This is a genomic window from Nocardia sp. XZ_19_369 (assembly GCF_015355715.1).
In the GTDB taxonomy this organism is placed as follows: domain Bacteria; phylum Actinomycetota; class Actinomycetes; order Mycobacteriales; family Mycobacteriaceae; genus Nocardia.
In genome coordinates this window covers 235,436-261,167 of sequence record NZ_JACVED010000008.1, presented here as the reverse complement: position 1 = coordinate 261,167, position 25,732 = coordinate 235,436, and the positions used below count along the sequence as shown (strand labels likewise).

Annotated in this window: 23 protein-coding genes and 1 pseudogene; 11 read left to right on the top strand and 13 right to left on the bottom strand. The window is 67.7% G+C overall.

The annotated features are described in order from the left end of the window. The first annotated feature begins 23 nt into the window (after positions 1–23). The gene (locus tag IBX18_RS29320; protein WP_306796463.1) at positions 24–1,166 is read left to right on the top strand and encodes a hypothetical protein; all 1,143 of its coding nucleotides are present in this window, start codon (positions 24–26) and stop codon (positions 1,164–1,166) included. A gap of 80 nt (positions 1,167–1,246) precedes the next feature. Here the strand turns inward: IBX18_RS29320 and IBX18_RS29315 are convergent, their stop codons facing one another. The 3 genes and pseudogenes from IBX18_RS29315 to IBX18_RS43495 form a co-directional block, all read right to left on the bottom strand. Continuing rightward, the gene (locus tag IBX18_RS29315) at positions 1,247–1,516 is read right to left on the bottom strand and encodes a hypothetical protein (RefSeq protein WP_107655622.1); all 270 of its coding nucleotides are present in this window, start codon (positions 1,514–1,516) and stop codon (positions 1,247–1,249) included. A gap of 33 nt (positions 1,517–1,549) precedes the next feature. Continuing rightward, the gene (locus IBX18_RS29310; RefSeq protein WP_194836731.1) at positions 1,550–2,563 is read right to left on the bottom strand and encodes an LGFP repeat-containing protein; all 1,014 of its coding nucleotides are present in this window, start codon (positions 2,561–2,563) and stop codon (positions 1,550–1,552) included. A 392-nt stretch (positions 2,564–2,955) separates the two neighbouring features. Further along, positions 2,956–3,072: pseudogene (locus IBX18_RS43495) on the bottom strand (DUF1990 domain-containing protein); the annotation flags it as partial. A gap of 136 nt (positions 3,073–3,208) precedes the next feature. Here IBX18_RS43495 and IBX18_RS29300 point away from each other — a divergent pair. The 5 genes from IBX18_RS29300 (at position 3,209) to IBX18_RS29280 (ending at position 7,016) form a co-directional block, all read left to right on the top strand. After that, positions 3,209–3,349 (top strand): hypothetical protein, encoded by a 141-nt coding sequence (locus tag IBX18_RS29300; RefSeq protein WP_194836729.1) that lies wholly within the window; start codon positions 3,209–3,211, stop codon positions 3,347–3,349. Between the two features lie 2 nt (positions 3,350–3,351). Further along, entirely contained in the window at positions 3,352–3,681 is a 330-nt protein-coding gene (locus IBX18_RS29295) for a hypothetical protein (RefSeq protein WP_194836728.1), read from the top strand. 142 nt (positions 3,682–3,823) lie between these two features. Further along, complete coding sequence (locus IBX18_RS43220) at positions 3,824–5,032, top strand: CdaR family transcriptional regulator (protein WP_194836727.1); 1,209 nt, start codon at positions 3,824–3,826, stop codon at positions 5,030–5,032. A gap of 160 nt (positions 5,033–5,192) precedes the next feature. Continuing rightward, the gene (locus IBX18_RS29285; protein ID WP_194836726.1) at positions 5,193–6,503 is read left to right on the top strand and encodes a lipase family protein; all 1,311 of its coding nucleotides are present in this window, start codon (positions 5,193–5,195) and stop codon (positions 6,501–6,503) included. A gap of 186 nt (positions 6,504–6,689) precedes the next feature. Continuing rightward, the gene (locus IBX18_RS29280; protein ID WP_194836725.1) at positions 6,690–7,016 is read left to right on the top strand and encodes a hypothetical protein; all 327 of its coding nucleotides are present in this window, start codon (positions 6,690–6,692) and stop codon (positions 7,014–7,016) included. A 10-nt stretch (positions 7,017–7,026) separates the two neighbouring features. On the opposite strand, the gene IBX18_RS29275 is transcribed toward IBX18_RS29280, so the two are convergent. The 3 genes from IBX18_RS29275 to lanL all read right to left on the bottom strand — a co-directional run bounded on the left by IBX18_RS29275 (position 7,027) and on the right by lanL (position 11,088). Continuing rightward, the gene (locus tag IBX18_RS29275) at positions 7,027–7,908 is read right to left on the bottom strand and encodes a triacylglycerol lipase (protein WP_194836724.1); all 882 of its coding nucleotides are present in this window, start codon (positions 7,906–7,908) and stop codon (positions 7,027–7,029) included. Between the two features lie 312 nt (positions 7,909–8,220). Then, positions 8,221–8,352, bottom strand: a complete 132-nt coding sequence (locus tag IBX18_RS42845; protein WP_255528117.1) for a hypothetical protein — start codon at positions 8,350–8,352, stop codon at positions 8,221–8,223. A 39-nt stretch (positions 8,353–8,391) separates the two neighbouring features. Continuing rightward, positions 8,392–11,088, bottom strand: coding sequence for a class IV lanthionine synthetase LanL (gene lanL, locus IBX18_RS29270; protein WP_228541975.1), 2,697 nt, complete (start codon positions 11,086–11,088; stop codon positions 8,392–8,394). A 257-nt stretch (positions 11,089–11,345) separates the two neighbouring features. On the opposite strand from lanL, the gene IBX18_RS29265 reads away from it, so the two are divergent. The 3 genes from IBX18_RS29265 to IBX18_RS29255 all read left to right on the top strand — a co-directional run bounded on the left by IBX18_RS29265 (position 11,346) and on the right by IBX18_RS29255 (position 15,816). Then, positions 11,346–13,283 carry a potassium transporter Kup gene (locus tag IBX18_RS29265; protein ID WP_194836723.1) on the top strand — a complete coding sequence of 646 codons (1,938 nt, stop codon included), beginning with the start codon at positions 11,346–11,348 and terminating at the stop codon, positions 13,281–13,283. Positions 13,284–13,373: 90 nt separating this feature from the next. Then, complete coding sequence (locus IBX18_RS29260) at positions 13,374–15,185, top strand: CHAT domain-containing protein (RefSeq protein WP_194836722.1); 1,812 nt, start codon at positions 13,374–13,376, stop codon at positions 15,183–15,185. Between the two features lie 58 nt (positions 15,186–15,243). Next, complete coding sequence (locus IBX18_RS29255) at positions 15,244–15,816, top strand: TetR/AcrR family transcriptional regulator (protein ID WP_194836721.1); 573 nt, start codon at positions 15,244–15,246, stop codon at positions 15,814–15,816. A 44-nt stretch (positions 15,817–15,860) separates the two neighbouring features. On the opposite strand, the gene IBX18_RS29250 is transcribed toward IBX18_RS29255, so the two are convergent. Continuing rightward, complete coding sequence (locus tag IBX18_RS29250) at positions 15,861–16,457, bottom strand: HD domain-containing protein (protein WP_194836720.1); 597 nt, start codon at positions 16,455–16,457, stop codon at positions 15,861–15,863. Positions 16,458–16,599: 142 nt separating this feature from the next. Between IBX18_RS29250 and IBX18_RS29245 the strand changes: the two genes are divergently transcribed. Next, positions 16,600–17,367, top strand: coding sequence for a ferritin-like domain-containing protein (locus IBX18_RS29245; RefSeq protein WP_194836719.1), 768 nt, complete (start codon positions 16,600–16,602; stop codon positions 17,365–17,367). 77 nt (positions 17,368–17,444) lie between these two features. Then, entirely contained in the window at positions 17,445–17,783 is a 339-nt protein-coding gene (locus IBX18_RS29240) for a hypothetical protein (protein WP_159080278.1), read from the top strand. 50 nt (positions 17,784–17,833) lie between these two features. Here IBX18_RS29240 and IBX18_RS29235 read toward each other — a convergent pair whose 3' ends face one another. From IBX18_RS29235 to IBX18_RS29210, 6 genes are read right to left on the bottom strand one after another with little or no spacing between them, the layout of a single operon-like run. Beyond that, entirely contained in the window at positions 17,834–19,363 is a 1,530-nt protein-coding gene (locus IBX18_RS29235) for a condensation domain-containing protein (RefSeq protein WP_194836718.1), read from the bottom strand. Between the two features lie 23 nt (positions 19,364–19,386). Further along, on the bottom strand, positions 19,387–20,685 hold the full coding sequence (locus tag IBX18_RS29230) for an acetyl-CoA carboxylase biotin carboxylase subunit family protein (protein ID WP_194836717.1): 1,299 nt from the start codon (positions 20,683–20,685) through the stop codon (positions 19,387–19,389). A gap of 28 nt (positions 20,686–20,713) precedes the next feature. Then, positions 20,714–22,522 (bottom strand): non-ribosomal peptide synthetase, encoded by a 1,809-nt coding sequence (locus IBX18_RS29225; RefSeq protein ID WP_194836716.1) that lies wholly within the window; start codon positions 22,520–22,522, stop codon positions 20,714–20,716. 26 nt (positions 22,523–22,548) lie between these two features. Further along, positions 22,549–22,806: an acyl carrier protein gene (locus tag IBX18_RS29220; protein WP_194836715.1), complete on the bottom strand. Its 258-nt coding sequence runs from the start codon at positions 22,804–22,806 to the stop codon at positions 22,549–22,551. Next, the gene (locus IBX18_RS43215) at positions 22,799–24,688 is read right to left on the bottom strand and encodes an HAD family hydrolase (RefSeq protein WP_194836714.1); all 1,890 of its coding nucleotides are present in this window, start codon (positions 24,686–24,688) and stop codon (positions 22,799–22,801) included. Before IBX18_RS43215 ends, IBX18_RS29220 begins: the two co-directional genes overlap by 8 nt. Before the next feature lie 24 nt (positions 24,689–24,712). Next, on the bottom strand, positions 24,713–25,714 hold the full coding sequence (locus IBX18_RS29210; RefSeq protein ID WP_194836713.1) for a 3-oxoacyl-ACP synthase III family protein: 1,002 nt from the start codon (positions 25,712–25,714) through the stop codon (positions 24,713–24,715). Between the last annotated feature and the right edge of the window lie 18 nt (positions 25,715–25,732).

Below are 25,732 nucleotides of genomic sequence, written 5' to 3'. Positions count from 1 at the left end.
GAACGATCCGGAAGGAGTTCGAGGTGTCGCCTTACAGAAGAACTTTCATTGCTTGCCTCGCGCTGCTAGCCGGACTGGGGACGGTCCTCACCCCGGCCACCGTGGCTGCCCAACCGGACGCCGCGGCGGTCGACACCGACGGTGACGGATTGCCCGATACCTGGGAGAAGAACGGCTACGACGCCAACGGCGACGGCACGATCGACGTGGACCTGCCCAAGATGGGCGCGAATCCGAATCACAAGGACATCTTCGTCGAGATGGACTACATGAACGGGCGCCTGCCGACCACCGCGGCCCTGGATCGAGTCGTCGCGGTCTTCGCCAACGCGCCGGTCACCAACCCCGACGGCCGCAACGGGATCTCCATTCACCTGGACGCCGGCAACGCCAGGGGCACCGCCTACGATCTCGGCGGCGGCAACCAGGTGCCCTACGACAACGATCTGTCCCCGGTGGACAGCCAGGTCGCGGCGATCAAGCGCAGCAACTTCGCCGCAGTGCGTGCTCGGGTGTTCCACTACATGATCTGGGCGGATTCCTACAACGGCGGCTGCAGCAGCGGCATTTCGCTGGGTATCCCGGCGGACACCTTCGTGGTCTCGCTCGGCCCGAAGTGCAATTGGAATCCCGGTGACGACGGCAACGTCGGCACGTTCATCCACGAACTGGGGCACAATCTCGGCCTGAAACACGGTGGCGTCGACCACGTCAACTACAAGCCGAACTACCTCAGCGTGATGAACTACAGCTTCCAGTTCTCGGGCGTGCCCAAGACCGACGGCACCTCGAACTTCGGCTACTCGGGCGTGAATCCGCCTGCGCTGAACGAAAGCTCGCTGCAGGAGCGGCAGGGCCTCGGGCCGGTGGCCGCGGGCTGGCGGACGGTGTACTTCTGCCCGGACAACACCCGCAAGCGGACCGGTGCGGCGGACCAGCCGATCGACTGGAACTGCAACGGCAGCATCCAGACCTCCGGCGTGCGGACCAGCGTCAACAACGACCGGAACTACACCTCGCTGCAGGCCCAGAACAATTGGGCCTCAGTGGTTTACGACGGTGGCAACGTCGGTCAGGACACCGTCGAAACCCGGCGGCTCCCGGAGCAGTCGCCGGAGGAGATGACCAAGGAGGAGTTCGACCGGATGCAACACGTGCACGAGTAACGTTCTCCGCCATACGAATTCCCGGCAGTGCCACCTCGGAAAGAGGCCGCACCGCCGGGAATTCTGCTGTCACAACGAGATCAGCGGGCCACCCGGTCGGTGGTCTGCCGATTCTTCGCGAACATCGCCAGCACCGCGGTCAGCACGGCACCGACGACACCGCCGCCCGCGACCTGCCCGATGACCTGTCCGAGATCCAGGCCCGAGCCGGTTGCCGCCTGGATGATCGCGCCGGTGACACCGCCACCGACGGCGCCCGCGGCGGTATTGCCGACGGGGCCCAAGCCTTTACCCGCGCCGGCCATGTTCCCGCCGACCAGACCACCTAGTACACCCAACAACCATTCCATTGTCGTTCCTTTCCCTGGTGGAGTGTTACCGGTCTAGCGGCGCGTAGTGGGTGCGTCGCGGTGCATGTCATGTGCCCCTGAGACATTCGCGGTACCGCGCTGTCCGGCGGCTGTCGCGTCGGTGCGCGACGGTGTGAATCCTTGTCGACCCGCTGCCGCCGCCGTTGCCGATGTCCCGGGGGTGGGGGCGCCGCGCGTGGTCGTGGTGGTGTCCGGCCGGCGCCTGCCGAGCATGGCGAGCAGTCCGGCGACGACGGCGGTGATGGCCAAACCGATGGGGATGCCCCACCAGCGGTTGATGCCGGACCCGTCGGAGTCGGTCGTCCCCTCGATGTCGGGGTTCGGGACCGGGTTCGGTACCGCGACGTCAGGTGCGTCCGCGCGGAATCCCGGTAGGGACGCGGCTAGCTCCGGCGGCTGGGTGGCCAGCCCGTTGTTCTCCGACCACTTGATCTCGGTGCCGCCGGGACCCTCGAAGTTGGCCGTCGCGACGCCGTCATCGACGGTCATGTCCGAGCGCGGGTAACCGAAAGGCCCGGCGACGCCGCCGCTTTCGCGCCATGCGTCGAGCACCTTGCCCTTGAGGGTCCAGGCGCCCGTTTCGGGCTTCCAGTAGATCGCTGCTCCGCCGGGCTCGGCGAAGTCGTTGTATCGGCCGACGCCGTCGCCCGCGCCGGACTCATCGTTGGTGGGGAAGCTCAGCGGGCCGCTCGGTCCGCCCAGCGACTTGTACTTGACGAGGATTTCGCCGTACATCGCCTTGGCTCCGGTGTTCGGCGAGTAGTAGATGACACCGCCCTGGTAGGCGCGTTCGGCACCACCGGCGACATCGGTGGCCGGGCCGAGCGGTGCGCCGAGGAATGATCCCGAGCCGCCGAACTCGGCGTAGTGCGCGTCGATCGCATTGACCGCGTCCGCGGACGGGTCGGCTACCGCCGGAGCCGCGGTCCCGGCCAGTAGCCCCGAAGCGAGTAGGGCGAGCACGTTGACCGTGAGAGACGTGCGGCGCCGGTTCTTTCCTCGATGGGTATCCAACATTTCAGGCATGATCTCCTCGATTCGTCAGTGCGATGCGCGAGCCGACAAAGCGCGGCCGGTCCGCCGCTATGCCTTCGACCTGGACGTGATCGGTGGTGAGGGTCGCGCTTGCCCGAAACTCCCGGTGTATTGCCCCGGGTAAAGGCTGATTCCGGCTGTTATCCCGTCCTGATCGAACTCGGACTGTCGGTTGGCGATATCAGCGTTGCGCTCCTGTATTCGTAGTGTATTCCCGCCCGCGTAATGGCACGGTCGATCAGCTACAGCCGGGCAATTCCCCTGTTGTAGCGGCGTCAAACATGGTTTTAGCTGGAAATCAGTGGTTGACCGCCCTGGATGCGGGAAATCTGCGGTCGAATGCCGCCGGGTCAGCTACTGCGGCACGGCAATCGAACAGCCGGTCAGCGCGCCATTACGCGGGAATAGCGGCGCCGCTTGATCTCCCACCGGAGTATCGCGGCTGCCGCGCTGTGCCAGTCCGCGTCCGTGTGCCCGATGATCACCGTTCGCTCGAAACGCCGGAAGCCGGGTAGGTCAACTGTCCAGGTTTCGCCGCCGAGCCCGACCCTGTCGAACGTTCAGCGGATACCCAGCTCGGCTCGCGGCGGCGACCATGACTGCATGGGTAGACCACTACGGGGAGTGTGACTTTCGATGGATCTGCTGGTCATCCTGGTCGGCCTGGTGATCGTCGCGACGATCGTCTGGGGCGCCGCCAGTTTCTGCGCCGAGGGCGGCTATCGGCGCAACCGTTCGGACCGGACACCGCACGGCGACGACAAGGGCGGCCGATAGGGATGGATGTCGTCATCGAGATGCTCGTCGCCTGGTCGTTGGGCCGGGTGCGCCGGGCCGGGATGCGCGTCAACGGCCTCACCGATCAGGCCCTCGACCTCGCGGTGGATCGGGTGTGGAATGTGGTGGTCGGCAAGCTCGGTGCCGATCCGACGATTGGGCGGTTGATCGCCGAGGCACGGACCGGCGAGGTCTCGTCGCGGGCCCGCGCGGCAGCCGAACGTTCACTGAGCGCCGCGGCCGCGGTGGATCCGCGGTTCGCCGAGGCGCTGCGGCAGGCGGTGGCCGGGGCGGTGACGCCCGACAGTACCCGGCGCCGACGGTGGTGGTGACGCCCGGCGGCACCGGCCCAGACGGTGGTGGTGAATCCGCTCGACGGCGGCGACAGGTCTGCTAAATTCTCGTTACCGGCGGTACCGGGTTAATTGAACCGCGTCTGCCGGGCGGTACCAGACATCGTCGTTGGGAGTTGCCGTGACCAGAGCGGGCACCGTTGCCGCGTTCGACCGCACGACCCGCCGGTCCGGCACCATCGAGCGGCTGCTCGCGGATGCGATCGCGCTGGTCGACGGGTTCTCCACGCAATCGCCGGTGTACGAGGGGCTGCCGAGCTCGCTGGTCGACGCGGACTTCGTCCCGGCCGCCGAGCTGAATGTGCGGCTGTTCTTCCAGTTCTGGCTCGACGGTAACGAGCCGTCCGAGGACGATACCCGGCCGCTGGTCGAACGCGCGGTCTCGCTGGTGCACGACGGAATGCCGCTCGACGAGGTGCTGCGCAACTATCGGACCGCCGTCGACTTCCTCTGGTCGCAGCTGCCGACCACGGCGTCGCCGGCCGGTCGGGCGGCGCTGGCCGAGATCGGCCGCCCGTTGTCGGAGTACCTCTCGCTGATGACGGCGCGCATCGCGGTCGCCTGCGTCGAGGATGCCCGGCGGCGGCCGTGGGACGAGCTGGAACGCAGGCGCGGAATCGTCGACGCCCTACTGGCCGGGCGTGATCCGGTCGATTGGATGGGTGATCCGGCGGTGCCGGTCGCGGACGCGTTCGTGGTCACGGTGATTCGTCCCGGTGACCCGGGCCCCGGCACGCTCACCGATCTGCGGCATCGGATCCACGATCTGCCCGGCGCGTTCCTGCGCCGCGATATTCGTGGCTGGACCGCGCTGATTCCGATCGATCCGGGCGGGGACAATGCGGCGGTGATCGAGCAGCTGTCGGCACGGTTGGCGCCCGGGTTCGCCAGGGAGACAGCGCCATTGCTGTGGATCGGCGTCTCGCCCGCGCCGACCCGTGCGGCCATTCCGGCCGCTCTCGCGGAGGCCAGGGTGGTCGCGGAGCTCGGTCGCTGCCTCACCCGCAGTGAAATCATTTGCCGTCGCCCGGATCTGCGGATGGAGTACGCGGTGGCGGTCGACGCGTCGGTGCGCACCGAGTTGGCCTCGGTGCTGGCGCCGCTCGCGGATCAACCGGTATTGGCGGAGACGCTCGGCGTTTTCTTCGCGAACGAGTGCAATCAGAATGCCGCGGCGCGGCTATTGTTCGTGCACCGCAATACGATTACCTATCGGTTGGCGCGGATAGCCGAACTCACCGGATACGACCCGCAGCGCCCGACGGAGGCGATGACATTGTCGGCGGCGCGAACCGCGCAACTCTTGGAATCGAAGGGCTTCTCGGCCTGATTTCGTGGACCGAGTCATGGGCGAGCGGCTCCGGGCCCTATGGATGTGCACAACTGCCGCGGCGGGGACTCTGTTTGTTTGTCGATAGCGAGACGGACGCGCACCGGAGTGTACTGACTCGAGTTCGGTTTGCCGGTCACACGTGACGAGACGAGGGTGCATGTTCGGGGAGAGATTCACATGGGTAGCGGTGCCATTGGCGGCGCTCTGCCTTGCCGTGTCCAGCGCCGGCGTCGCGGTGGGTGATCCGTATCCGACGTTCCCGCCGGATCAGAATCAGTTGCCGCAGTTGCCCGCTGAACCGCAGATCTACGATCTGTTGCCGATCCCGGTGCCCGCCGAAGACCCGTGGTACGCGGATCCGGCGGATCTGGCGTCGTACGCACCCGGGCAGATCATTCGTACGCGCAGCGTGCAGACCCGTATTCTCGGCATTCCGTTCCCGGTGGACACCAAGCAATTGTTGTTCCGCAGCAACGACATTCACGACAACCCGATCGCCACCGCGACGTCGGTGATCACGCCGGGGATTCCCTGGACGGGTAGCGCGCGGCCGGTGGTGTCGTTCCAGGAGGCGATCGACTCGACGAACTCGGCGTGCAATCCGTCGTACACGTTGCAGGTCGGCACCATGAAAGAGGCCGCGCTGGCGACGGGTTGGCTGGCACAGGGTTTCGCGATCAACGTGCCCGACTTCGACGGCAAGTTCAACACGTTCAACACCTTCGACGAGGGCAAGATGGTGTTGGACAGCCTGCGGGCCATGAAAAACGATGCGACGCTGGGGCTTTCGGATTCCGGTATCGCACTGTACGGCTATTCGGGTGGTGGCTCCGGGTCGATCCGGGCGGCCGAGATGCGCGAAAGTTACGCGCCGGACGTGCGATTGCTGGGTACCGCGTTCGGTGGCACGCCTGGTGACCTGCGCTTGCAGGCCCGCTACGCGACCGAGCAGCGACCGGGACTCACCGGCATCAGCAATTTCACGATGTGGCTCGGGTTCGCCGGATTGTCCCGCGAATTCCCGGAGGTGTTCGACGCGACGAAGCTGCTGACCAAGGAGGGCCAGGCCATCCTGCAGGACATGCAAAGCCGCTGCGTGTACACGATCGCGCTGTCCGGCATGTACCGGCCGATCAGCGACTACTTCCAGCCCGGCCTGAGCTTGGAGACCGCGCCCGGCGTGATGCAGGTGCTCCAGGAACAGAGCCTGGGCCAGCACATTCCGGACAGTCCGATCTTCTGGTTCCACGGCATCTGGGATGAGCTGATTCCCGCGTCCGCGGTGCTGCCCGTGGTGAACGACTACTGGAACCGCGGGGCGGATCTGCGGTTCTTCACCGTGCCGCTGCCCGAGCACGTCGTCAACGCGGTGGCAGGGTGGCCGCCCGCGGTGGCCTGGATCAGCGCGGTGCTGCGCGGCCTCCCGCCGGGCCCGCGCTTCAAAGCCGACTTCCAGATCCCGGGCTAGTCAACGGATTTCGATACACGATCGGCTATCGCGGTGTGGGATGTGATAGCCGATCGTCGAATCCCCTACGGCGGCAACCTCTCCCGTGCAGCACGCTTCGAAGCCGAATGTCGTTGACGTACTCGAGCCGAAATGCCGTCGCTCAGGGGTCGAAGGCCGACTACTGTGCAGGCATGAGGAGGCTTGGTGACGCTGCGTAGCAAGGGGACACGTCGGATCGTCGTCGATGGGACGACCTACCGGTGGCGACTGCGTGGTCGGCCCACCTACAGTCAAGGCCTCGCGGCTTCCCCGTGCACCTACGCCGTCGAGCATGCCGAGTATCCCGGCGCGACACTGGTTGTCGCGACCGGCCACGCTCACCCGAGCAACTGGGTGAGCGCCCGATTCGCTCCGGTTCGCCCGGCGCACGTTGCCGAGAGCATCCGGATGGCGCTGGCACAAGGCTGGCAGCCGATCACGCCCGGGTCACCGTTCCTATTGAACCGCGCGGAGAATTTCATTCCGTTCTGAATGCACGGGTCTATCTCGTCTGTACCGATCCGGCGCCGAGGCCGCACGGGACGGGGGAGCGGTGGTCGGGATCCAGGGCGTTGAGGACCAATTGGATGGTGGTGGGGTCGGAGGTTATCGCCATGTGCTCGGAAAGGTTTGTGGGGCAGACGTCTTGGAGGGTGATGTTGTCGACGTCGGGGCCGGCGAGGAAGCCGGTGGTGTAAGGCGTGGCGAACTCGTCGAACTTGGACACGATGACGGTGTAGTGGATGCCGGGTTGTGTTTCGCCACCGGCGTTCAGCTGGGTGATGAGCTCCGAGGTGGGCAGCTGTTCCCGGCAGGACGGGCACAGCAGGTCGGTTGCCGGTGGGATCAGGGTGATCGGGAGGCCGATCAAACCCCAGGTGGTGCCGTGGTTGTCGGGGGCGAGGCCGACGAGGGTGTGCACCTTGTCGGCACCGCCGAGGTTCTTCACGTAGTACCGGGGCAGTACGCCGCCTTGGGAATGGCCGACGATATCGACCTGCTGTGCGCCGGTGGTCGTGAGAACTCGGTCGACGAAATCCGAGATCTCTTGGGCGGAGGCGCGCATCGGGCCGATGCCGGACACTGTGCCGCCGAGGCCGCGACCGAAATCGAGCGCGTAGACGCAGTAGCCCGCGGCCGCGAGTCTCGGGGACATGGCGAACCAGTTGTCCAGCCGATTCTCGAAGGTGCCGTGTACCAGCACAACTGGGCGCGGATGCGCGGCACTCGGACGGCAGGACCAGTTGTTCGCGCCCGGCGGCGGTGGCACGACAGACCCCTCGCCGGGCGCGGGCTGGTCGGCGATGGCGGTGGCGGCCGATAGAACGGTGAGCGCTAGCACGCTCAGACCGGCCACGGACAGCCGGATAATGAATCCACGCACGAAAAGCTCCTCATCTCCGGTTCGACGGCGAGCACGCCGCAATACCAGCGAGCCACTGCCCGCGTTTCTTCGCGAAGTAATTCGGGGAAGATCGAAAATGGCGGGGAGATCATGTGATAACGCGGCGCGATTTCGAGCCTAACGCACACCACATCGACGAGCATCCGATGCGTCCGGATCTACTTAACAGCAAGCTTAAGGTTGGGATAGAGCCCAATTAAGCGCCCCGGAACTGGGCATAGAGCACACCGTGCGCGGTTCGGTGGCTGCCGTGCAGGAGTGGTTACTGTTCTCCCACACGGCAGCAACACCCTATTCGGGGGTCGAGTTGTAACTGTCGGCCCATACGAAGCTGCGGTAATGGCTGCGGCAGCACATCTGCGGCTCCATCGGCTGCTCTTCGGTTTCCGGCAGGTCCTGTAACTCCAAGACGTCGGCTTCCACGATTCGCCTCCTTCTCTGCGATTCTCGGTGTTCTTTTTCTCACGGTGGGCCATCGCCGGTCGGTCGATTGTCGACCAACCAGGAACGGGATCCGCCATGTTCAAGGCGCAGCAGGAAGTCCAGGACGCCGGCGAGCCCGACGTTGTAACTCGCGCACACCGCACGCATCGTGTCGTCGGGGACGAGGAGCCTGCCGTCGCGTTCGGTGGCCCGGACGTACAGGCAGGTGGCGATCTCCGCCGCCCACTGCCGGTAGCGGGGCTGCCCGGTCGCTGCGGCGAGGTCGAGCAGTAATTCGGCGTTGCCCGCGATGCCGTGGCAGGTCCCCGTCGCGAGCCGCCAGCGGTCCCGGTACACCGTGCGCCCGGCCCGTTCGGCGAACTCGCGGAACCGCGGTTCCCCGGTCACCTGCCAGAGTCGGATGAGGAAGGTACCGATGCCGGAGGTGCCGTTGCACCAGAAGTTCAGGTCGGGCGTGTCGGTCTTGCCCGGCCCCTTCGGCCAGCGCGCGCCGTCACCGTCGAGTTCGGCCACGGCGCAGAGCGCGTGGCCGCCGCCGATCGCGATCTCGATCAGGTCGGGCTGGTGCAGGTCTCGGCCCGCGGCGAGCAGGAACGCCGCATTGCCCGCGACACCGTGGCCGAAACCGTAGGACTCCGAGCCTGCGAGTTCGTCGCGGAACTGCGCACCGGCCAGCCAATCCACCCGGCGGTCAGCCGCTTTGGTGAGTTGGACCAGGCGGTCGGCGCACTCCGTGGCTCGTTCGGCGAACCGCTGATCGCCGCTGACCCGCCAGAGTTGGAGTTGCGCCAGGCCCGCACCGGCCAGGCCGTGGCAGATGTCGGGGTTGGACCAGTCGAGCGGAATGCGCAGCGCGTAGTCCAGTGCGCGTTCGGCCAATGCGGCATCGCCCAAAGTCGCTGCGGCGGAGTGCAATGCCCAGACGGTGCCCGAGCGTCCGAAATACAGTCCGGGCAGGATGCGGCTCGGCTTGGTGAGTCGCTGGTCGAGCCAGTCGGCTGCGGTCGCCAATGCCGGTGTCACCCAGTGCTTTCCGGAGCGCACCGCGCGGTCCAACACGGCGAGCACGCCTGCCGCGCCCAGTTGCACGTTGCACGGATCTCCCGGCGGCAGCGCTGGAGGTCGCGGCCACAGGTACCCGCTGTGCGGGGTCATCGTGTCGATCAGGTAGGTCAGTCCGTCGCATAGCAGGCGATCGATCTTCTCTGCGGGCAGTTCCGGACCAGGAAGTGCTTGTCCTGCAACAGGATCGGATCGTAGGAACGCGGCAGCGCGGGCCAGCGACCAACGGTGCGGAACCTCAGCGGTGAGGCCCAGGATCAGCGGGGCGAGCGCGCGCAGCACGGGCGAGGTCGGCGCGGCGGCCTCGACGATCGCCGCGAGGCGCGCACCGGTCGGCCGTGCGTCGGCCGCCAGCACCGGGTTGATACCGGCGGCGACGAACAGGAGGGTCGCCCCGAGGCTGAAGCAATCGACTTCCGGACCGGGCGCGGGCAGCGGCTCAGCGGTGTCGCGCCCGGTCGCACCGAAGTATTCCGGCGCGCCGAAACCTGGTGTGCCCGCGATATACGCCGACTGATCGGTGCGCACCGTGCATTCCATATCGATGAGCACCGGGATGTTGTCCGGCGTCACCATGACATTGCTCGGCGCGAGGTCGCGCAGCACGTAACCCATTTCGTGCACCGTGGCGATCCGCTGGGTGAGCTCGCGGGCCAGTTGCCACACCTCGGCCACCGGGACCTGCGGCTCGCGCCCGGCGGGCCAGCGTTGCAGGCTGGTGCCCTCGATCAGATCCTCGACGAGGAACACGTGCCCGGCGACCGTCACGACATCGCGCAGTGCGGGGGTGATCCCGGTGGGGCCGAGCCGCCGCAGGATCGCTGCCTCATGCCGCAGCCGGTCTCTGGCATCCTGCCCGGTCGGGTCCGCCGCGATGTGCGGTCGAGCCTCCTTGAGCAGCACGTGGTCGCCGGTGTGCTGGTCGCGGGCACGGTAGACGCCACCGCGATTGGAATGCCGGATCGCCGCGGTGACGAGGTAGCGGCCCGCGATGAGTACGGGGTCGCCCCGCTTGCGGCTCGGACCGATCTTCGCCGGCGGGGCGAACGGCGGGCTGGCCCAGGATGGCGACGAGAACCACGGGTTCCGCGCGTCGGCCGTCGAGGTGCCGTCCGGTGCGCGCAGTTGCCCCTCGTAGAAGCCCGTGTCGTCCAGGTCGCTCGGGCCCGCGAAACACCCGAATCGGTAGTGCACCAGGCTATCCGGACGATAGCGGCGATCGGACAGGATCGCCGGTCCGGCAAGTCCGACGGTGGCCTCGTGCAGTTGCTCCGCGAGAATCCGCAGCTGATCGTCGTCGACCGGGTACACGGTGAGGAACTTGCCCGACTGCGCTCGGTCGGCCCGAACCCCGTTGAGCTCGGCGATGATTCGCGGGGTCGCGGCGAATTTGAAAGCGCACTCGTGCGCCGCGAGCACCCGCGCCGCGTTGGCCAGCACTTCCGGCGCGGACACCGGGGTGGCGGAGACGTGCAACTTCCAGCCTTGCGCCCGGGGCCGATGCCTCGGCGGCGTTACCGTGCACCAGGTTTCATCGACACACAACCGCCACCGGATGCCAGCGGTCGATTCCGCCAGCACCGCCATCGCGATCGACCGATAGCCCGCCGCGACGGCCGAGTCCGCGGGCCGACCAGCCAGCACCTCGGTCATCGATGGATGCCCCTCATCCGGTACTACACAGCGATTTGCGGCAAAGCGTGCTCCGATGCTAGTCGCCGGGTGGGGGAGCGTCGTGCCCATACTTCTGGTGTGCGGGCGGTCGATGCCCGACCGGTCGGATGACCGGCCCAGCGCGGTGTCGCGCCCGCAGCGCGCTTCGAGCCGATTCGTCGACTCGCCGCGTGGCTACGGTGACGTGGCGAAGAACCACGGCACGATGGGTAAGGGCCGCGCAGCGAGGAGGCGTCATGGGCACAGGGGTCGAGGTCAGTCCGTCGTTGCGTCCCACCGGTGGGCGGACGGCGGGGGCGGCGATCGTGGTCGGGGCGCTCGGGGTGGTGTTCGGCGACATCGGAACCAGCCCGATCTACACCATTCAGACGGTGTTCAACCCTGGCGATCCGCATCCGGTGCCGATCAGCCCGGACAACGTGTACGGCGTTGTGTCCCTGATCTTCTGGTCGGTGATGATCATCGTCACGCTGACCTACATCTCGCTGGTGATGCGCGCGGACAACGATGGTGAAGGCGGGATCATGGCGCTCATCACGCTGCTGCGACGGTTGGCGGGTAAGCGGGGTGGCCGGACCGCTACGCTACTGGCGGGTCTCGGAATCTTCGGTGCCGCATTGTTTTTCGGCGACAGCATGATCACTCCGGCGATCTCGGTGTTGTCCGCGGTGGAGGGCCTGAAGATCGTGCAGCCCGGCCTGGAAGAGCTGATCGTGCCGATCACGGCGGTGATCATCATCGGTCTCTTCTCGGTGCAGCGGCGCGGCACCGCGGCGGTCGGCCGACTGTTCGGGCCGGTGATGATCCTCTGGTTCCTATCGATCGGGATCCTCGGTGTGTCCGGCATCGTGCGCCATCCGGAGATCCTGAAGGCCCTGTCGCCGACCTATGCGCTGAGCTTCATGGTCGGGCACTTCGGTATCGCCTTCTTCGCGTTGGCCGCGATCGTGCTCGCGGTGACCGGCGCCGAGGCCCTCTACGCCGACATGGGCCACTTCGGCCGTAAGGCGATCACCCGGGGCTGGCTGGGGCTCGTGCTGCCCGCCTGCGCCCTCAGCTATCTCGGGCAAGGCGCGCTTATCCTCGGCGACGAAAGCACCGTGGGCAGTCCGTTCTTTCTGCTGGCCCCCGGCTGGGCGCGGCTGCCGCTGGTGCTGCTGGCGACCGCCGCCACGGTGATCGCCTCGCAGGCGGTGATCACCGGCGCGTACTCGGTGGCTTCCCAAGCGGCGCAACTCGGTTACCTGCCCAGGTTGCGGATAGCGCACACCTCGGAGTCGACCATCGGTCAGATCTATGTGCCGTGGATCAACTGGGTGCTGATGATCTCGGTGTTGACGCTGGTGTTCGCCTTCCGCAGTTCGGCGGCGCTGGCCTACGCGTTCGGCATGGCGGTGACCGCGACGATCTCCATCACCACGCTGGTGTTCTTCTACCTCGCCCGGATCAAATGGCACACCCCGCTGTGGCTGGTCCTGCTCGGCGCGGTCCCGCTGCTCGCGGTCGACGCGATGTTCCTGTCGGCGAACATGACCAAGCTCGTGCACGGCGCCTGGCTGCCGCTGCTGATCGGGCTCACCGCGTTCACCGTGATGAGCACCTGGGCGCGCGGTCGCGACGTCGTCACCCGCGCGCGGGAGGAGAAGGAAGGCCCGCTGCGCGCCTTCGTGGACGAATTGCAGCATCACGAACCACCTTTGATGCGCGTCCCCGGCACCGCGGTCTTCCTCAACCGCGGCAAAGAGACCGCGCCGCTGGCGATGCGGGCCAATGTCGAACACAATCGGGTGTTGCACGAGCACGTGGTGATCATGTCGATCGACACGCTTCCGGTGCCGCGCGTCCCCGACGCGACGCGCACCGAGATCGACGCACTCGGCTATGCCGAAGACGGAATCATCCACGTGACAGCCCATTTCGGCTACATGGAAACCCCGAACATCCCGGCCACGCTGCGCCTGCTCGACCCCGCGCACACCGAAGGGCGTATCTCCGTGGAGGATGCGTCCTACTTCCTGTCGAAAATCGAGTTGAAACGCGGCCCCGCACCCACCATGGCGCAGTGGCGCAAGCGCCTGTTCATCGCCACCTCCTACATCACCGCCGACGCCGCCGAGTACTTCGGTTTACCGGGTCAGCGCACGGTGATCATGGGGGAGCGCGTCGAGGTGTAGGTCGTTCGGCGGACACCGCATTCGCGCGCGCATCCATAGGCTGTTGCTACACAGACACTTTCGTGGTGCACGAACGGATTGGCTCGGCAGGTGTTCAAGCGGAAGAAGAGCCGGATCGATCCGGTGCTGGTGCGGCGGGTGGAGCAGCTGAGGCAGCAATTCACTCTCGCTGAAGGGTCGGATTCGCTGGAGCAGGCTCGCGCGACGCTGGCCGAATTGAATCTGTTCGTCTTGGAATTCGTGCCGACGATGGGTTCCGATCTGCGGAAGGCGTTGATCGGCACGGAGGTGCTGCGCTGGGCAATCATCCTGGAAACGCGACTACCGGAGTGCAATTGGTTCCGGGTGGCGATGATGGCGACGATGCACTCGGGCGCCTACGCGCAGGCGGTGGCGCAGTTCTGGCAGAACGACGAGACGCAGATGCCGTTGCGGGCGGCCAATCAGCTCGTCTTCGAGCTCGGCGCCTATGCCAACCATCGGTGTTCGATGCCCGCGTTCGCGCCGCTGCTGCTGGAAAACGTCTCGGGCAGTCTGTATCTGGCGACGCAGGTGATGACCGCTATCCGCGCCGTCGACCCCGACCCGCGGCGACTGTTCGATGTCGAGCAAGACGACCAGCGATGGGTCGCCGACCTCGAGTCCGGTGATTTCTGGGACCATCAGGACCGCGATACCCGCGTGATCAATCGACGGCTCGAAGAGTTCCGTGCCCGCCAGGTGAAACTCGTCGAAGCCGCGCCGCCGCACCGCAGCACGCTGGAAGCCGATGTGCGGCACTGTGTTACCGAGGTGGCGGCGATTCGTTCGGGCCGTGACATCGTCTACGTCGTAGCGACCCCGCTCGGCGGCGCCGCTTTTCGTACCTTCGGCGACACCGCGCGCATCGGCCGGACGGTCAGCGTCGACCTGCCTCGGTTCACCAGTCGGCAGGTGCAAGCCTGGCAGGCCCGCATCGCCGATCTCTATCAGCGGCGCGAGGGTGCCGCGGCGCTGCACAAGGAGCTCAGCGAGATCCTGACCGAACTCGGTGCGGCCACCCTGGCGGAGATCCGAACCCGATGGCCGGACCTGCGGGCCTTCGCGCTCGCCCCGGTCGGCGCGGCCGCCGCGTTGCCGTTCGGCGGCGCACTGGTGGACGGGCAGCCCGCGCAACTGCAATTCGACATGACTGTCGTACCGGATGCGAGCATCTTCCTCACCGCCACCCTGCATCCCCGGCCGGCTTCTCGTGCGGCGGTGGTCGTCGTGGACCCATTGACGGGTGCTGACTTCCTACCCGAGGTCGGCCCGGAAGGCGACGCCATCGCCGCGATACACCAGACACATTCGGTGAATTCGCGACCGAACAGCGCGCAGGCGCCGGACGACGAGCCGATGCGCATTCGCGCCTTGGCACCGAGCAGGCAACGCGAGATCGCCGACGGTCTGGCCCTGTATCCGGCGGCGCCGCACCCGGACGGCGGCATCCTCGACGGCATCGAGCGCGCCGCCATCGTGCACCTCGCGTGCTATGGCGTACTGGTCGAGGAGCCGGTGTTCAACTCGGTGCTGCTGCTCGGCGAGAATCCGGTGTCGCTCAGCGAGTTCCTCATTCGGCCGGTGGCGCCCGGCGGGGTGATCGTCCTGTCGGCCTGCGACGTGGGCGGGGTGGTGACGAGTCTGCCGAACGAACTGCTCGGCTTCCCCGCCGTCTTCTTGTCGGCGGGGGCGCGCACCGTGATCGCCTCCGCGCTACCGGTGATCGATTCCCGCGCGACGATCACCTTCCTGGAAGATCTCCATCGCGGACTGCGGGCGGGCGAGGAAGGGCACGTCGCGCTGCGGTCGGCCATCTCGGCGTCGTACGCCCGCGGCGACAGATCCTTCGTCTGGGCCGGATTCACCGCATACGGCGCCTGACGAACTAGGTAAGACATCCGTCTACGACAAATGTCTAAGACGCTGGTAACCTCGCGGAATGGGAAATCGCGAAGACCTGCTGGCCGGAGCGCGCAAGGCCGTGCTGGAGCGTGGGCTCGCCAAGACCACCGCGCGCGATATCGCCGGTGCGGCCGGCGTGAGTCTCGCGGCCATCGGCTATCACTTCGGGTCGAAGGACCGCCTGGTCACCGAGGCGATCGCCGAGTCGGTCGGCGGCGGGGTGGGTGACGGCATGGAGGCGGCGATCCGGGCCGGCGGCGCGGGCAAATCGCTGTGGGATGCGCTGGGGCCCACCTGGTCCGGTCTGCTCGAGGTGCTCGACAGCAGCCATGAGGCGCTGTTGTTGAGCGCGGAGAATGCTCTGCTCATCGCGCGGTCGCCGGAGTCACAGGAGTACATGGCCGCGGCCATCGAGACCGCGTTCGATGATCTCTCGACTACGTTGCGCGAGGTGCATCCCGAGCTGTCCGTGGAGCAGGCGCGAGCCGTCGGCACGCTGTTCTTCCTGCTGTTCCAGGGACTGGCGATGACGCATCTGATCGCACCGGCCGCCGCGGCGGTGGACGGCGAGCAGATCGCCCTTGCCGTGCAGACGTTGCGCGACATGTAGTTTCGGCCGCGGTGCTCAGTCGATGGTCCGGTGCTGCCGTGTGGTCAGCGGTCGAGCGGGTTGGTCGCGATGCGGGTGGCGATACCGTTGCGCAGAGCGGCGGCGGGTGAGCTGTGCGGTTTCCGATCGGCCTGGTTCTGGAAGCAGGTCAGGAATTCTTCGGGGAGGCCGGCGCGGGGGTGGCTTTCCAGGACGCTGCGGCGGAACTCGGCCGGGAGTGCCGTACAGCCGCGACCCGAGATGTCCACCGCGGTCCCGTATGCCAACAGATGCCCTTCGGGGTCGACGGTGACGTCGACACTGTCCGCCATGTGGGCGACGATCACCTCGGACACCCGCACGCGCCGCGGCACGGGCCAACCGGCGGCGGCGCCGAAGACCCACGCCAGGTGACCGCCCGCGACCTCGAACGAGAGACCGTGGTTGTCGAACTCCTCGACCAGGCCGAGATCGTGCAACAGCGCCGCGCAATACAGCAGTTCCGCGTCGAAGGCGATGCCGTTGGACTGCGCATGGCTCGCGGCCCACAGGTACGAGCGAACCGAGTGGTTGAGCAGGGCAGGCGTGCAGTAGGCGGTCGCGACCTCGGTGGCGGCGCGGCAACTCGCGGAGTCGGGGATCGTCAGGTCTTGAAGCTTCACGAACTTATTGTGCCAGCGGATTCTCCGCACAGGATCTCCACATTCGACACCGAGGACCTGCACAATCGGTGTCTAGGTTGGCCTGCAGGTATCCGGAAGGGCTCGCCGCCGGTGGCGGAGGGCCGACGCACAGGGAGGTCGTATGCAGGGTGAGTTTTCCCGGTGGGCAACCGAGTTCGAGGCGAAGGTAGTGGCCCGGGCGGCGGCGGGGGAGCCGGACTGGGACCGGGGAGCGCACCTCGATCCGGCGGTCGCGCGCAGCGTGCAGCGGTTTCAGGTCGGCGAGAGCGGGGACGGGGCGAATCTGATTGCCAAGGCCGAAGCCGCGGGCGACCCGGTGTATGCCGCCGCGGTGCGATTGTTCGTCGCCGAGGAGGTCAATCATGCCCGGATGCTGGAGTTGCTGCTGAAGGCCGGTGGGTCGCCGACCATTCGCGGGCACTGGAGTGACACGGTGTTCGTGCGGCTGCGGCGGGCGCTGGGTTTGCGGCTGGAGTTGATGGTGCTGATGGTCGCCGAGGTGGTCGCGCTGCGGTACTACCGCGCGTTGCGCGACGGCACCGACGACGCGCTGACCGCCCAGGTCGCCGGGTTGATCCTGAACGACGAACTGCGGCACGTGCCGTTTCACTGCCACCGCCTGCGACTCGCGTTCGCAACGGCCTCGGGTCCGGCCCGGCTCATCCCGGTGCTGCTGTGGTGGATCGTGCTGATCGGCGCGACCGTGGTGGTCGCCGCCGACCACGGACCCGCGCTGCGCCGATTGGGCGTCACCCGAACCGGTTTCGTCCTCGACGTGATCGGCTTGTTCAAGGGCATTGTGCCCACCGCTGTCTCCGCCGAGTCGGTGGCCATTACCAGTAGCGGGACCGTAGCGCGCCGGGCCGCGCTCAATTTGTTGAAACATTGATCATGATCGGCGCGAGATGCGCCGTCGCGCAGCGTTTTTGGCGCGCCTGACCGGTTTGTTCTGGCATGGTGTCAGATGTGACCGAGTTCAGCGACAGGGGCAAGCTGATGTACCTGGTCGAAATCTCCGAAGCCGACCGCTCGAGCCCGCTCTGGTGGCAGGTGAGCAACGCGGGGGGCGCAGCGCAGGTGGCGGCCGCTCTGGTCGAGATGGCGGTGCGCTTGGAACTCGAGCTGCCCTACCATCCGAGCGAGGTCCGCTGCTGGTACCGCTACGAAGTGCGCTGGCCCGACGGGGGAATCCTGGAAGGCTTCGAGGGCGCGGTCGAGCCGCTGCTCATCCCCGATGACCTGCGCGCACTGGCGCGCTCGGTCATCGCGGTGACCGTGCGCGACCGGCGCCGGCGCAGCGAATAGCGAGGACCGAACGGCGCTGGCCTCGGGTGGTCGCCCGAGGCCAACTTCGCCTAGTGCGTTCGGGACAGCTCGTGGATGTCGTGCAACAGCGCCTTCAGTAGGCGTGCGGGTAAGTCTTCGCCGAAGCGGGCGGTGTCGGCGGTGACGTGCACGCTGAGGCCGTGGCCGCGGCGGTCGTCGAGGAGTTCGACGCGGACGGGGAGGCTGGTGTGGTCGCGCATGTCCTCTTCGGCTGCGATCAGGCCTGCGGCGAGTAGTTCGTCGCGCGGGTGGAAGCGGACGTAGTTGAACATGACGTGGTAAGGGTCGCCGCCGAGCAGTTTGCGTACCTCGGAGTGCGGGAAGCGGCGGTGGGCCAGTAGCCGATTCTCCGCCTCGAAGGCTCGGCGGGCGGTGTCCTGCCAGTCGCCGTCGCGCAGTTCGAGGCGCAGCGGCAGTTGATTGAGGAACAGGCCGAGGGTGACATCGGAGCCTGCGCGTTCCGGCCGCCCGTTGAGCAACAGGCCGACCACCGGGGCTTCGGTGTTCCAGACCTCGCCCACGGCAGCGCAGTTCGCCGCCAGCAGCAAGCTTTTCAGCGGCAGACCCCACTGCGCGGACAATTCTTCGAGGCGCCGCGTGTCGGCGTCGGGCACCGCGGCACTTACTTTGCGATGCACCGGAACGTCGTGCCCCGGGTCGGGCACCGTGCCGGCCAGTTCCCGGAACAGATCCGCGGAGTCGGTCGCTCGCATGGCTTCGCGTTCGAGGCGGATGAACTCCGAATACGGCACCGGGTCCGGGAATTCGGGCGGTTGCCCGTCGAGCAGGCCCGCGTAGGTGCGCACCAGCTCGTTGCAGAACACCGCCTCGCTCCACCCGTCGAGGATCGCGTGATGGAACGAGTAGGACAGCGTGAAAGCCCGAGTATCGGTGGTGGTGGCGTGAACTCGCACCAGCGGCGCGGTCTCCGGATCGAACGGTTGCGCGAGCTCCGCCATGATCTGCTCGTACCGTTGGGTTTTCACCGTGTCGTCGAGTCCCCGATGGTCATCGGTCGTCAACGGGATCGGCGCGGACCGCTGCACCAACTGCATCGGCTCACTGAAGGTAGCCAGGTCGAACCGGCTGCGCAGCACGGGATGTCGGGCCGACAGCAGATCCAGAGCCTGCCGCAACACCGTGGGCTCCAACTGCCGATGTACCGTGCGCGAGACCACATCGAGGTAGAACGCGCCGTCGCTGATCAGGCTCTCGTGAATGAGCCCGAGTTGCAGGCGCGCGGCCGGATACGCCTGGTCGACATCGTCGGGTATCCGCGCCTGATCCAGCAGCGACAGCAGATCGTCGGTACCGGCCGCGGCCCGGTCGGCGGACCTGGCCAGGGCCGCGCAGGCGCCGCGCGGGGTCGGATTGCGGAACAGATCGAGCAGGGTGAGCGCCAGGCCTTGCTCCTGCGCCGCGCCGAGCACCTTCAGTGCGAGCAGGGAATCGCCGCCGAGGGAGAAGAAGTCGTCGTCGGGGCCGACCTGGTCGACCCGCAGTACTTCCTGCCAGATGGCGGCGAACACGTCCTCGGGCGCCGCGGTGTTGTCGTTCATCGAGTGTTCCTTCCGTAGCGAGGTCACAACTGGCCCAATTCCGCCGCGGTGACCGTGCGGGTGTGCGCCGGAGCGTCCGGCGAGGCCGGGAAGTCGAATCGGTAGCGCAGAGTCGACTCGACTTTCGCTGCGAGGACGGCCAATTCGCCGATATCGCGGGCCTCGCCCATCACGATGTCCATCTCCCTGGTCTCCACTCCACCCGGAAATGGCGTGCCGGGCCGGGCGTATGGCCGATGCAGGGTGACGCCGGGCAGCTGCTTGACGGCGTCCACGCCGTCGACGGCGACCAGTGTGGCGGGCAGACGCGGCGCGGGGTGGAACAGTTGGAAATAGGCCTGTCCCTGGTAAACCGTTGGAGTACTTACCGATTCGCCGAGCGCAATGCGTCCGGCCAGCTCTATCAGATCCAATCCCAGGGCGCGCCTGGCGAGTTCGTTGATGCCGCCGCCGAGCCGTCCGTTGACCTCGATCAACCGCGGCCCCTGCGGGGTGAGCTTGACCTCGGTGTGGGTGAGCCCCGCGACCACACCGAGCGCCTCGACCGCCTGCCGCGCCAGCGCGCGCACCTGCTCGTCCTCGTCCGGGCTGAGCGGCGAGGGCCAGAACCGGCCGGTCTCCCGAAACGGCGGCACCATCGGGAATTTGCCGGTGACGGCCAGATCGTGAATGTGCCCGTGCTGCACCACGCTTTCGATGGAGACGTAGTCACCGAACGGACCGCAGTCGCGACCGGCCAGATACTCCTCGAGCACGAGCGTGCCGCCGGCCACCAGGCCGGGCCGGTCCTGCGCGAGCAGCGTTCGCGTGAGTTCGAGGCCTGCGGTCGCGTCGTCGATGTAGAAGGTGTTCCGGCTGCCGCCGCCGTGCGCAGGCTTGAGCACGGCGGGCAGCCCGGTCGCGGCGACGGCGGCGGGCCAGTCGGACTCGGCGTCGATCCGGTGGCAGCGCACGGCGTCGACGCCCGCGTCGCGCAGCGCGGCTCGCTGCTGCCACTTGTCGGTCAGCACCCCGAGGGTCCGTCGGTCGTGGAACGGCAGCCCGAGTTCATGCGCCAGCTCGACCGCCAGACCGAGACCGCGCTCGGTGTAGGTGACCACGCCGCCGGGCCGGTGCGCGCGCACCGCATCGGCAGCGAGCGCGGCCGACTCCGCCCATAACACCGAACCGAGTTGGGACAGCAGGGGTTCCATCGTGCGGGTGTGCTCGTTCGGTTCGAGAACGAAGACACAGTTCGCCCACCCCGCCAGTCCGACGGCGATATCGCCCGGATGCGCGGCGCCGTCGTCGTAGACGACCACGAGGGTTGGGCGTTCGCTCATGACAACCTGCCTTTCCGCCGGAGCCGATTCACAGCTCGACGACCGTGACGGCCCGGCCGGGAGTCGGGACGGGGGCGGACGGTCCGTCCAACGCGGCGGACAGATCGGCGATCGAGGCGTGCGCGTAGATCTGGGCGATGACCAGCGCCGGATAGTGCCGCCGCAGCCGCGCGAACACGGTCAGTGCTTTGAAGGAATCCCCGCCGATCTCCATGAACCGCTCGTCCCGCCCGATATCGGCCCGGCCGAGCACTTCGCGCCAAATCTTTGCCACCAGTTGCTCGGTCGGGGTGCGCGGCGGATCGGTCGCGCGGATCGGGGCAGGCCCGCTGTCGGCGAGCGCGCGCAGAGCGGCGAAGTCGGCCTTGCCGTTCGGGGTGACCGGAATATGCGGCACCGACATGATCCGGCTGGGCACCAGCGCGGACGGCAGCTCGTCGCGTAGCGATCGGATCAGCTCCGCCGGTTCCGCGGTTCCCACTACGTAGGCCACCAGTTCGAGCGGCTGGTCCGGGTGTGCGCGCTCGCCGGTGACCACCGCCTGCCGCACGCCGGGCGAAATCAGCAGCGCCGCTTCGACTTCCCCAGGCTCGACCCGATTGCCGCGGATCTTGATCTGCCGGTCGGCCCGGCCCAGATAGTCGAGCGAGCCGCCGGGCTCGCGGATCACCAGGTCGTCGGTGCAGTAGAACCGGGCGTCGGAGGCGTCGAGCCGCACGAACTTGGCCGCGGTGCGTGCGGTGTCGCCGAGATACCCCAGTGCCACGCATTCGCCGCCGAGATACAGCGTGCCCGGTGTCCCGTCCGGTACCGGAGCCAGCTCGTCGTCGAGCACCACGGCGCGCACGCCGCTGAGCGCGGTGCCGACCGGAACCCGTGGCCGATGCGCGTCCGCGGCGGTCACCCGGTGCATGGTCGCCAGAATGGTGGCCTCGGACGGACCGTAACCGTTGTGCACCTCCAGGTTCGGCCGGGCGCGCAGGATCGCTGCGGCCAGTCGCGGCGGAAAGGCCTCGCCCGCGACCACGAGCAGGCGCTGCGGCAGTAGCGCGGCCAGATCGCCCTCGGCGGCCAGCGCTTCGAGCTGGGACGGTGTGTAGGTGAGGCAGTCGGCGGGGTGCGCCGCCAGATCCGCCGACAGCGCCGCCGGATCGAGAGTTGTTTCGCGCGAATACACATCGAGCCGGGCACCGGACAGCAGCGCCCCGTACACCGAGACCTTGCCGAGGTCGGCGGCGAAGGTCGTGGTGAGACCGAAGCTGTCGATGGGCACGGCAACCCGCTCCCAGAAAGCCGCGCAGTAGTTGAGCAGGGCTCGGTGCGAGACCTGAACGGCCTTCGGGGTACCGGTCGATCCGGACGTACACACCAGATAGGCGACGTCCTCGCGGTGCAGGCCGGAGGCGAGGTCGACGGGCGCCCCCTTGTCCGCGTCGGTGAGTACGTGCACCGGCAAGCCGTCGTGGGAAAGCCGCGACCGGTTCCGCGGGTCGGTGAGTACGGCTCTGGCACCGGTGGTTTCGAGCAACGCGCGCAGCCGCGGCTCCGGATCGGTCGCCTCGAGGTGGACGTACGCGGCACCGACCGACCACGCGCCCAGCACCCCGGCCAGACAACGGACCGACCGATCCATCAGTGTGGCAACGACATCGCCGCGGCCGATGCCCTGGCCGCGCAACCAGGCGGCCACCGCGCCTGCGCGGCCGGCGAGTTCGCGGTAGGTGAGCTGAATGTCGCCCTGCCGCAAGGCCGGACGATCGGGTAGTTCGGTGGCGAGATAGGCGAAGGTGTGTGCCGCGGTCGGGGACTGTCGCAGCGTCGCAGACAGGGTCGACATGGAGAACTCGATTCGATCGGGGTAAGTCAGCGGAGACGGGGCAGGGACGCCGGACGGGCGGTGGCGATCAGGTCGGCCAGCGCCGCGACGGTCGGGGTCTGGAAGTAGGTCTTGAGATCGAGCCGGATCGCGAAGCGGTCTTCCAGCGCGGTGAACAGGCGCAGCGCGGTGTGGCTGGTCCAGTTGTCCAGTTCGTCGAACCGGCGCTCCTCGGTGATCTGCTCGGGCGGCAGATCCGTGACGGTGGAGATCAATTGGGCGAGTGTCGTTTTCGTATCAGACATGGGGTTTCGTCGATTCGTCGGTGTGGACCGAGATCCACGCGGGGGACAGGGCCGGACGCGGGTCGAGTGGGAGGATCCGGCGCGTGCTGCCGTCGGAATCGGGCGCGCGGTCGGCTGCGACGAAACCGGCGTCGGCCAGGAACTTCTCGGCTGGCCCGTTGCGGCCGCTGCTGCGGAAGGCCGCCTCGAGCCGCACCACACCCGTCGCGACCGCCTCGTCGATCACCGTCTGCAGCACCGCGAATTCGATACCGCGCGCGAAGACCCGGCAGCTCATCACAGCGTTCTCGATGAGCCAGTGGTCGGTGTGCTTGGCGATCCACACCGCACCGACCATGCCCTCGCGGCCGAACCGATCGCTGACCTCGAACCCGAGCACGGCGTGCTCGGCGGAGCCGGCCATGCGACGCGTCTGCTGCGCCGTATGCGCGCGCCCGGTGAGATTGAACTGATTGGTGCGCCCGCCGAGCTGCACGATGCGCGGCAGCAGGTACTCGTCGGCCCGGCGGACGGTTACCTCGATGCCGAGATCGGTCAGGTAGCCGTCGAGTGCGGAGCGGCTGCTCGTCCACTCCTGCCTGCGCACCCTGGCTCGGTACAGGTCGGTGCGCTGCCGGTCGGTGTCGGTGGTGGTGAGCACGGCGAAGTGGTCGCCGGACAGCAGCGCGCCGAGGTGCCCGGCCGGGTCGCCCGCCAGCGGTACGACGGTGACCTGCGGCAGCGCGCGACCGACGAGCTCGCATTCGAACGCCGAGTCGTCGGCGAAGACCAGGCTGTCGAGCCCGAGATTCAGCTCGGCCGCGATCGCCGCCAGACTGCCGTCCTTGGGCTCCCAGTTCGCCTTGACGGCGACGAAATCGTCGGTGTGAACCAGCATTTCGGGATGCTCGGCGAGCACCTGCGCCACCAGGGCCGGATCGTTCTTGCTGGCGACCGCGAGCAGCACGCCCTGATCGCGCAGCGCCAGCACCGCCCGCTGCAACTCGGTATACGCATTGCCCGGGTATAGCGAGCCGAGCTCGATGTTCTCCGGCCCGTCGTCGCCGAGCACACCGCCCCAGAGGGTGTTGTCCAGGTCCAGCACCAGGCACTTCTTGGCGCGGCCGGTCAGCGCGCGGGCATACCCGGCGACCTGCCCGGCGTACAGCTGCTCGACCGCGGGCGACCAGGCCATACTGCCGAAGCGGTACAGCCGATCGTCGCGCAACGCGACGGCGGCGTCGGTGAGCAGCAGCTCCAGGTCCACTGCGTCGACGTTGTCGATGCGCTCGGCGAATTCGAGCAGGCCGCTGTTGAGTTCGCGCCAGGCCCGGCCCAGCCGCGCGCGGGACCGGTAGGCGTTGACGGTCCGCCATCGGATCTGTGGCAGCGGCACGGTGTGCACCAGCACGGTGCCTGCGGTGCGGGTCGCGAAGGCCGACACTGCCGTAGCGAACAGGTCGAGGCGCTGCGTGAGGAGGTCGCGCACGGTGTCGAGATCCGCGGGATCGGCGTCGCGGGGGAGGAACAGCTCCTCGTGGATCGGGCACACCGTGAGATCGGGTGCGAATCGCGCCAAGGCGGAGTCGGGATCGCTCAGCTGCATGAGCAGTTGATCCGGTGGCGTCAGGTGGAACTCGGGGTCGATTCCCGCTGCGAGCAGTGAAATGCGTAGCAGCGGAACCAGATTGTCGGCGGTGAAGGAACCGGTCACGGCCACCCGCAGCGGGTGCGGCGTGGTGCCCGGCCTGCACACCAGCGCGGAATCTATGCGGGCGAGCAGCCTGCCCGCCTCGCGGGCGGTGCCGATATCGGGGGTGTGCGCCAGCGCGGCAAGCAGCGCGGGATCTGGCTCGGCGCCGGGCTCGATCAACCGCCGGACGCGGTCGAGTAGGTCGTCCACGACCCTCCTCACTTTCGTAGTCGGTCAGATGCGGAGCAGGGTGCAGGCCCAGTGCATGCCGGTGCCCATGCTCAGCAGGGCGACGATGTCGCCGGTGACGAGTTCGCCGGTGGCCAGCAGCCGCTCCAGGCTCAGTAGTTGATCGGCCGGGCCGAAATGTCCGTGGTCGCAGGCGATCTCGACATTGGTACGGTCCAGCGGCATGCCGAGCGCCTTGGCCAGATCGGCGAAGGCGCCGGCATTGTCGTGCAGATACAGCACCCGCTCGATCTCGCCGAACGTGACATCCGCACTCGCGCAAGCGCGTTCGACGACCTCGCGGTTGCGGGTGTGCAGTTGCTCGACGAAGGCGAGTGCGGCGCGGCCGTCTCCGTCGAAGAAGGTGTCCATGCGGTCGATCAGTCCGGCGATGGCGGGCCGCTCGGCGCCCGGAGTGAACGGGCGAGCGCCGCCGCCGAGCTCCATCCGCATGAAGTCCGCGTAGCGGCCGTCGGTGACGACCTCGGTCGCCAGCCAGCGGCACTCCGGGTGGTCGCGGCGCAGGACCGCGGCCGCCGCGCCGTCGGAGCTCAACGAGGTGCTCGTTTCGACACGGTCCCAATAGGTTTCGCAGATTCGGTTGGCCGCGATGACCAGTGCGGTCCGGTATCGGGGGTGGGTCGCGAATTTTCCGGCGACGATGTCGAACGCCGCGACACCGCCACCGCAGGCCTGACTCAACAGGATCGCCTCCGCCTGCCGGGTGTCGAGGCGGCCCGCTACCGCGGCAGCGGGATCCCAGTACAGGTATTCGGCGATATCGGTGATCGCCAGCACCACCAGATCGACCTCGCCCACCGCGATTCCGGCGCGCCGCAGCGCGGCCTCCCCGGCGCGCACGGCCAGGTCGGTCAGGCCGACCTCCGCCGGTGCGCGGTGCAGGCGGCGGTAGCCCCACTGCCGCACCTTCTGGTCGTCGCCGGCCAGTTCGTCGATGGAGACGGGTGCGCCGAGGGCGTACCCGATCGCCTTGATGCCCAATGACATTCGTCGTCCCTTCGGTGC

Excerpts from the sequence above, each read along its gene's own strand:
- IBX18_RS29210 (WP_194836713.1), bottom strand. The coding sequence starts at position 25,714 with ATGTCATTGGGCATCAAGGCGATCGGGTACGCCCTCGGCGCACCCGTC.
- lanL (WP_228541975.1), bottom strand. The coding sequence starts at position 11,088 with ATGACCGAGGTGCTGGCTGGTCGGCCCGCGGACTCGGCCGTCGCGGCG.
- IBX18_RS29265 (WP_194836723.1), top strand. The coding sequence starts at position 11,346 with ATGGGCACAGGGGTCGAGGTCAGTCCGTCGTTGCGTCCCACCGGTGGG.
- IBX18_RS29230 (WP_194836717.1), bottom strand. The coding sequence starts at position 20,685 with ATGAGCGAACGCCCAACCCTCGTGGTCGTCTACGACGACGGCGCCGCG.
- IBX18_RS29245 (WP_194836719.1), top strand. The coding sequence starts at position 16,600 with ATGCAGGGTGAGTTTTCCCGGTGGGCAACCGAGTTCGAGGCGAAGGTA.
- IBX18_RS29285 (WP_194836726.1), top strand. The coding sequence starts at position 5,193 with ATGTTCGGGGAGAGATTCACATGGGTAGCGGTGCCATTGGCGGCGCTC.
- IBX18_RS29300 (WP_194836729.1), top strand. The coding sequence starts at position 3,209 with ATGGATCTGCTGGTCATCCTGGTCGGCCTGGTGATCGTCGCGACGATC.
- IBX18_RS29235 (WP_194836718.1), bottom strand. The coding sequence starts at position 19,363 with ATGAACGACAACACCGCGGCGCCCGAGGACGTGTTCGCCGCCATCTGG.
- IBX18_RS29295 (WP_194836728.1), top strand. The coding sequence starts at position 3,352 with ATGGATGTCGTCATCGAGATGCTCGTCGCCTGGTCGTTGGGCCGGGTG.
- IBX18_RS29220 (WP_194836715.1), bottom strand. The coding sequence starts at position 22,806 with ATGTCTGATACGAAAACGACACTCGCCCAATTGATCTCCACCGTCACG.
- IBX18_RS29310 (WP_194836731.1), bottom strand. The coding sequence starts at position 2,563 with ATGCCTGAAATGTTGGATACCCATCGAGGAAAGAACCGGCGCCGCACG.
- IBX18_RS29225 (WP_194836716.1), bottom strand. The coding sequence starts at position 22,522 with ATGTCGACCCTGTCTGCGACGCTGCGACAGTCCCCGACCGCGGCACAC.
- IBX18_RS29255 (WP_194836721.1), top strand. The coding sequence starts at position 15,244 with ATGGGAAATCGCGAAGACCTGCTGGCCGGAGCGCGCAAGGCCGTGCTG.
- IBX18_RS29315 (WP_107655622.1), bottom strand. The coding sequence starts at position 1,516 with ATGGAATGGTTGTTGGGTGTACTAGGTGGTCTGGTCGGCGGGAACATG.